Below are 6410 nucleotides of genomic sequence, written 5' to 3'. Positions count from 1 at the left end.
GCCATCCGGGATATTACGTTTGATAAGATTACCGTTTGGGATGGCGGCGGAAATGCCGATGGCAAAACGTCTACGGCGAATTTTCTGTCGGGTTTACTGAAAAGTATCCCGCCTATGAATGAAATGTTTGATATGGCGGGCATGACGTTACCCGAGTATTTGGGAAGACGGCAAGATGATGCTTCAGAGAATAACAATGGCGATGACACCATACATATAGCCGAAACAACTGATGGAGCCAACATGCCTGATGGCGAAGATGCAGTACCTGATGAGCAGCAGGGCTAAGACTCAGCAAGTGACGATTCCACAGGGTACGCGGATAATTTGCATCAGTGATATACACGGTAGTCTTGATGAGTTGATCCGTTTGCTCGATAAAGTGAAGTTTTGCGATGACGATTTGCTATTTCTTTTGGGTGACCATTTTACAAAAGGACAAAAACCGCAGGAAACGCTGCGGTTTTTGATCGAATTATGTAAAAAAAGAAACGTGTACGCCTTGCGTGGCAACAGCGACATGCCAAGTGAAAGGTTGTGCGAAAATGAGAATCAGTGGATTGAAAGCTTGCCGCATATTATCGATACGCAAAACTATACCTTTGTACATGGCGGACTGACATCCGACAATTTGTACGAGCAGGACGCATGGGCATGTATGAAAAACGATGCGTTTTTGGAGCAGGATTTGCGCTTTGACAAATGGGTTGTGGTAGGGCATTGGCCGGTGTATAACTATTGTCATGAGATTCCTTGTTGTAACCCCATTGTAGACGAACAGGCGCATATTATTGCCATTGATGGTGGCATGGGAACAAAAGCGCTTGTTGGGCAGTTGAACGCCTTTATTATTCAAGACGGTGTGTTTTCGTTTGAGACAGTTGACTCGTTTCCTGTTTTCATAGCTGAAAAAAAGCAGTCAGAAACCGGTGGCACGTTGAATATTACGTGGAATGACAGGGCTATTAGGCCCATTGAGAAGGGTGAACTGCTCAGCATAGTGCAACATGTGAAAACCGATATTGAGTTGGTGATGCCGACGGTTGCGATCTGGCGTGATTGGGACGATAGTTTTTGCGGATGCAGTTGCGGTACAGACTATTGGTTGCCTGTTGATATAGGCGACAATTTATGCCTGTTAGGCGATTACAATGACAGATTGCTTTGTAAGAAAGACGGCGTCATCGGCTGGGTTTGGAAATAGAAAAGCGGACACACCGTGCCTGTTTTTTACTATGATTTACCCCTAGACATTTTTCGCGATGTAGTGTATAGTATGTAGGGGCGGCTTGTGTTCGCTCGTGGAAGCATTAAAGGATGCGCTATGTGCATGCCTAAAATTAGGAGGATTTACATATGGGACTTATCAGAGCCGTTAAAAGCGCAGTTGGTGGCGGACTTGCTGACCAATGGCTGGAGGTTATCGAAGCCGATAATTTGAGCCCGCAGACTGTTATGACACGCGGCGTGACGGTGCGTCAAAGCGATGCGCGCAACCGCAACCGAAAAGGCACGGACAATACCATTTCCAATGGCTCGATTATCCACGTCTACCCTAACCAGTGCATGCTGTTGGTTGACGGCGGTAAAATCGTTGACTATTCGGCCGAGCCGGGCTATTACAAAGTGGAAGACTCGTCACTGCCGTCGATGTTCGGCGGACAGTTTGGTGACTCGCTGAAAGAGACATTTCAACGCGTAAAATTCGGTGGCGTGACGCCACGGGCACAGATCGCCATCTTTATCAATTTGCAAGAGATTCGCGACATTGCCTTTGGAACAGTTAATCCTGTCAATTATTTTGATGAATTCTTTAACGCCGAATTGTTTTTCCGTGCGTTTGGATACTTTTCGCTGAAAATTACCGAGCCGCTGAAATTCTATGCCGAAGTGGTTGACAAAGGCGCGGACCGCATGGATGTTGAAAGTTTTAAGAAAATGCTATTGGCTGAATTTTTGGGGCAGTTCCAAGCGGCGCTGAATCGTATGTCGTCTGACGGCGTGCGAGCGTCGCATGTTGTGGGCAAAACAGCTGAGCTGACCAACTATATGCGCGAGATTATGGATGAAGACTGGCGTAATATGCGTGGCATTGAAGTGCAGTCGGTTGGTTTGAAGAGCATCAGTTATTGCGATGAAACCAAGGAACTGATGAAGCTGCGCAATCAAGGTGCGATGCTGCAAGACGCGTCTATTCGTGAGGGATTTGTGCAAGGTGCGGCAGCGCGCGGTTTGGAAGCGGCCGGTTCGAATGCCGGCGGCGCGATGACGGGTTTCCTTGGTATGGGTTTAGGTATGCAAGCGACCGGCTTGGGGCAGATGACGGCCGGCAATCAAGCGCAGATCCAACAGCAGCAAGCTGCGGCAGTTGCACCGGCTCCCAACGCGTGGGCATGCACTTGCGGACAGTCGAACACCGGCAACTTTTGCCAAGGCTGTGGCGGTGCGAAACCGGCACCGGCGACAGGTTGGACATGCGCTTGCGGTCAAGTCAATACCGGAAACTTCTGCCAAGGTTGCGGTACAGCTAAACCGATAGAACCGTCGAACTGGACTTGCAAATGCGGTCAAGCCAACACCGGCAACTTCTGTCAAGGCTGCGGCGGTGCAAAAGCGTAGGGGAAATTGTCAATTACACATGGGCGTACATTGAACGCTCATGTGTGTTTGTGTGGAAATTTTTATATTTTGCACAAAGGTTCACAAGTAAGTCTCAAAGGGCATTTAATCTTAACACAAAGGAGCACATTGCATGAACTATGAAAAAAAATATGGTGCACCATTTCCTGTCATTGAAATAACGCTTGATCAAAATGAGACAATTTGCATAGAGCCGGGTACCATGGTTTACTCAGATCCAACTTTGTCTTTTGATACTATCCATAATTCAACAAGACAAAAAAGAATGGGCGGCAAAAAGATAGGTCTTTTTAGTCAAGGCAATAAAGTAATAACAATGGTTCAGGCAACACAACCGTCAAGAATTGCGATTGCCCCATGGAAACCTGGCGACATTATTGAGTTGCCATGTGATGATAATTCCGGTCAACAGTGGAAAATCATTTCGGGAGCATTTTTAGCTTGTGATATGGGTGTTAATTTTGAAATGGACCAAAGTGCTTGGAGCGGGATGATTTCTGGTGGCATTCCTATTACTACATTGAAAACTTCAGGGGTTGGATCTTGTATTATCGATAGTTGTGGTGTGCTTCAGAAAATTAACTTAAGTGGTGATAAAGTTATAAATGTAGATCTTAATCATTTGGTGGCATGGTCAGCAGGCTTGACGTTTAGGGCATTTAGAACAAGAAATGCTTTGTGGACAGACTTCACTGTACAGTTTTCTGGCGCTGGTTCAATTATCCTTCAATCAAATTGTCGGACTACACCTGCTACAAAATAAGGAGGGAAAATTATGGATAATTTTGTTTCTCTTACTTGTCCATCTTGTAGTGCACCTGTCAATATAGATATAAGCAAAAAAACAGGAGTATGTAAGTATTGCGGAAGAGAATTTGCATCTAAAAACGTGTTAAATTCACCGCAATATAAAGACTATCAACAATACCAAAATGAAAAACAATTACAAGGTGATGATTGGTGATTTGTTTTGTTCACTCTTTTGTTCCTTTCGCCGGGCGATGAATAAAAGCATTTCCTACATAGCAAACAATAGTAATCGCTCCGTTAAAACATTGCAGATGCCGTAACCGTTCGTGGTTTGCAAAACTGCAAATAGGAGGAATTATGTCTAATAATGTTGTCATTTACCAATGCCCGCAATGTGGTGCGCCAATTAACTTTGACGTTGCTACGCAATCGTGGCTGTGCAAATATTGCGGCGGTCAATTTGAGAAAGATCTCAAGCCAAATGAGTTGCAGCAGTGCGAACTCGGCAGTGAGCCGTCTGATAGTGCGTGTCAGGCGAACTTTCACGCGCCCAGTGATTGCGGCAGCGTCAATCCTGGCATTGATGCTGACATACAGGCAGATTACCAGGCGCATATCGCCATGTACAACTGTCCAAGCTGTGGTGCTGAGATCATCACCGATGAAAACACTGTGGCGACATTTTGTGTCTATTGTCACAACCCCACTATTATCAAAACACGGTTGCAGGGGGCGTACTATCCCATCAAGCTGATTCCGTTCAAAGTGACCAAAGAAAAAGCCGAAGAAATGTTCAAAAACTCTTTGAAACGAAGACCTCTGCTGCCAAAATGTTTCAAAAGCAGCAGAGAATTGGATTTTTTAACGGGCGTGTACTTGCCGTTCTGGCTCTTCGACTGCGACGTCTGGGGAGGCATTCACGCTAAGGCGACCAATGTGCGGACGTACTCGACGGGGCGGCACATGATTACTGAAACCTCACACTTTAACGTTACGCGAGAGGGTGAGTGTTGCTACGCCAAAATTCCTGCCGATGCCTCCAAGCGCATGGACAGCAAGATGATGGATATGCTTGAGCCATATGACTACGCCGATATGTGCGATTTCAGCATGGGTTTCTTATCGGGCTTTATGGCCGAGAAGTATGACCAAACGGCCGATGATGTATTGCCGCGCGTTGATGCACGGGTGAAGGAATACATCGAGAAAAAACTGCGCAACACTGTGACAGGTTACACAACGGTGCGCTTACTAAAAACACAACATAAAATTTCCGATTGCGAGTCGATGTATACACTGCTACCGGTATGGTTGCTTTCGTACAAATATCGCGGACAGGATTGGCTGTATGCAATCAACGGGCAAACAGGGCGCATTGTTGGCGATTTGCCGATTAGCAAGGGCCGAGTGGCCACATGGTTGGGCGGCGCGTTCGCGGCAGCGATGGTGGTAGTGTCGATCGTGGGAGGATTTATATAATGGAAAGTAATTGGCCGTCATTCTCATCGTATCAACCGATGCGTTACACCCCCACGGTGTGGCAAATTTGGCTTGAACGCTGGTGGATTTACGCGGCGATTGCGCTGGTTGTAGCGATTATCGTGGTCGCTGTTGCTTACTCGATGAGTAAAACGCAAGCCAAGCAGTCGTGCCAAGCGCAAGACTATGTCAAGCCCGATTCGTTCAAGATTACGCACCAAGAGAACCAATACATGGGCACGACGATTACGCGTATACCGATTGCGCAAAATAATAATCGGAGATAAAGAGCAAGAAATAGGGGCGAACATTGTTCGCCCCTGCAATTTACCTTTTAATTAGTGCTTCCGTATCTTTGGCAATTACTAACTCCTCGTTGGTTGGAATGACCAAAATCCGTCCGCGGCTGCCACTGGCGCTGATGTCGGCTTCTACGCCGCGTGCGGCTTCGTTTTTATCGGAATCGAGGCTTAATCCCATGTAATCCAATCCGCCGGCGATGGCGGCGCGGATTGCCGGACTGTTTTCGCCGACACCGGCCGTAAATACCAACGCATCCACGCCGCCGAGTACCGCTGAATAACCGCCGACGTACTTTTTAACCGAATAGTTGAAGACCTTTAATGCAATGTCAGCACGGTCGTTGCCCTCTTTGGCGGCGTTGGCGAGGTCACGGAAGTCGGACGAAATGCCTGATAAACCCAGCATGCCTGATTTCTTGTTCAGCACATTGAGCATCTCGTCGCTGGACAAATTCTCTTTCTCCATCAGATAGCTCAAAATAGCGGGGTCAATAGAACCCGAACGCGTGCCCATCGGCAAGCCTTCCAGTGGCGTGAAGCCCATGGTGGTATCAACACTACACCCGTTGCGGATGGCGGCGACTGATGAGCCGTTGCCCAAGTGGCAGGTGATGATACGCAGCTCTTCCACCGGACGGTTAAGCATCTGCGCGGCCCGGCTCGACACATAACGGTGCGACGTGCCGTGGAAGCCGTAGCGGCGAATTTTATTGCGTGTGTAATATTCGTATGGAATTGAGTATAAAAATGCATAATTCGGCATCGTTTGATGAAATGCAGTGTCAAAAACGGCGACTTGCGGTATATTTGGCATGAGTGCCATGCAAGCGCGGATGCCGATGAGATTCGGCGGGTTATGCAACGGCGCAAGTGCGCAGCACAATTCAATGGCGGCAAGAACTTCGTCATTGATGAGCGATGATTTGGAGAACAGTTCTTCACCGTGCACCACGCGGTGTCCTACGGCATCAATCTCAGTCATCGATGAAATTACGCCGACTTCGCTGTCGGTCAGCATATCCAGTAAGACGGAAATCGCTTGCTGATGGTCGTCCATCTGCACTTCGGTATCGCGGATGCGTCTTGGACTTTCAGCGGTGTGCTTGATTTTGCTGCCGCAGATGCCAATGCGCTCACATAGACCTTTGGCAAGTACGCTATTGTCGCGCATATCAAAAAGCTGGTATTTGAGCGAAGAGCTGCCGGCATTGAGTACGAGAATTTTCATATCTGCAAATC

At 47.6% G+C, this 6410-nt stretch carries 8 protein-coding genes; 7 read left to right on the top strand and 1 reads right to left on the bottom strand.

Annotated elements, in window-relative coordinates; translation table 11 throughout:
* The 7 genes from FWE06_08775 to FWE06_08745 form a co-directional block, all read left to right on the top strand.
* Positions 1-288 (top strand): flotillin family protein (locus FWE06_08775; protein MCL2547263.1); only part of this gene is annotated, 288 nt, incomplete at its 5' end.
* Positions 251-1204: a metallophosphoesterase gene (locus tag FWE06_08770; GenBank protein ID MCL2547262.1), complete on the top strand. Its 954-nt coding sequence runs from the start codon at positions 251-253 to the stop codon at positions 1202-1204. The genes FWE06_08775 and FWE06_08770, both read left to right, overlap by 38 nt.
* Positions 1205-1356: 152 nt before the next feature.
* Positions 1357-2619 carry an SPFH domain-containing protein gene (locus FWE06_08765; protein ID MCL2547261.1) on the top strand — a complete coding sequence of 421 codons (1263 nt, stop codon included), beginning with the start codon at positions 1357-1359 and terminating at the stop codon, positions 2617-2619.
* 133 nt (positions 2620-2752) lie between these two features.
* Positions 2753-3403 carry an AIM24 family protein gene (locus FWE06_08760; GenBank protein MCL2547260.1) on the top strand — a complete coding sequence of 217 codons (651 nt, stop codon included), beginning with the start codon at positions 2753-2755 and terminating at the stop codon, positions 3401-3403.
* 12 nt (positions 3404-3415) lie between these two features.
* The gene (locus FWE06_08755) at positions 3416-3604 is read left to right on the top strand and encodes a hypothetical protein (GenBank protein MCL2547259.1); all 189 of its coding nucleotides are present in this window, start codon (positions 3416-3418) and stop codon (positions 3602-3604) included.
* 143 nt (positions 3605-3747) lie between these two features.
* Entirely contained in the window at positions 3748-4869 is a 1122-nt protein-coding gene (locus FWE06_08750; protein ID MCL2547258.1) for a hypothetical protein, read from the top strand.
* Positions 4869-5156: a hypothetical protein gene (locus FWE06_08745; protein MCL2547257.1), complete on the top strand. Its 288-nt coding sequence runs from the start codon at positions 4869-4871 to the stop codon at positions 5154-5156. Before FWE06_08750 ends, FWE06_08745 begins: the two co-directional genes overlap by 1 nt.
* 40 nt (positions 5157-5196) lie before the next feature.
* Here FWE06_08745 and FWE06_08740 read toward each other — a convergent pair whose 3' ends face one another.
* A complete protein-coding gene (locus tag FWE06_08740) occupies positions 5197-6399 on the bottom strand; it encodes an acetate kinase (GenBank protein MCL2547256.1) in 1203 nt (400 codons plus the stop codon).
* Positions 6400-6410: the final 11 nt, after the last annotated feature.

The organism is Oscillospiraceae bacterium (assembly GCA_009780275.1).
Lineage (GTDB): Bacteria > Bacillota > Clostridia > Oscillospirales > UBA929 > WRAI01.
Note: the sequence above shows the minus strand (reverse complement) of the source record. Positions and strands in the feature narration are given on the sequence as shown.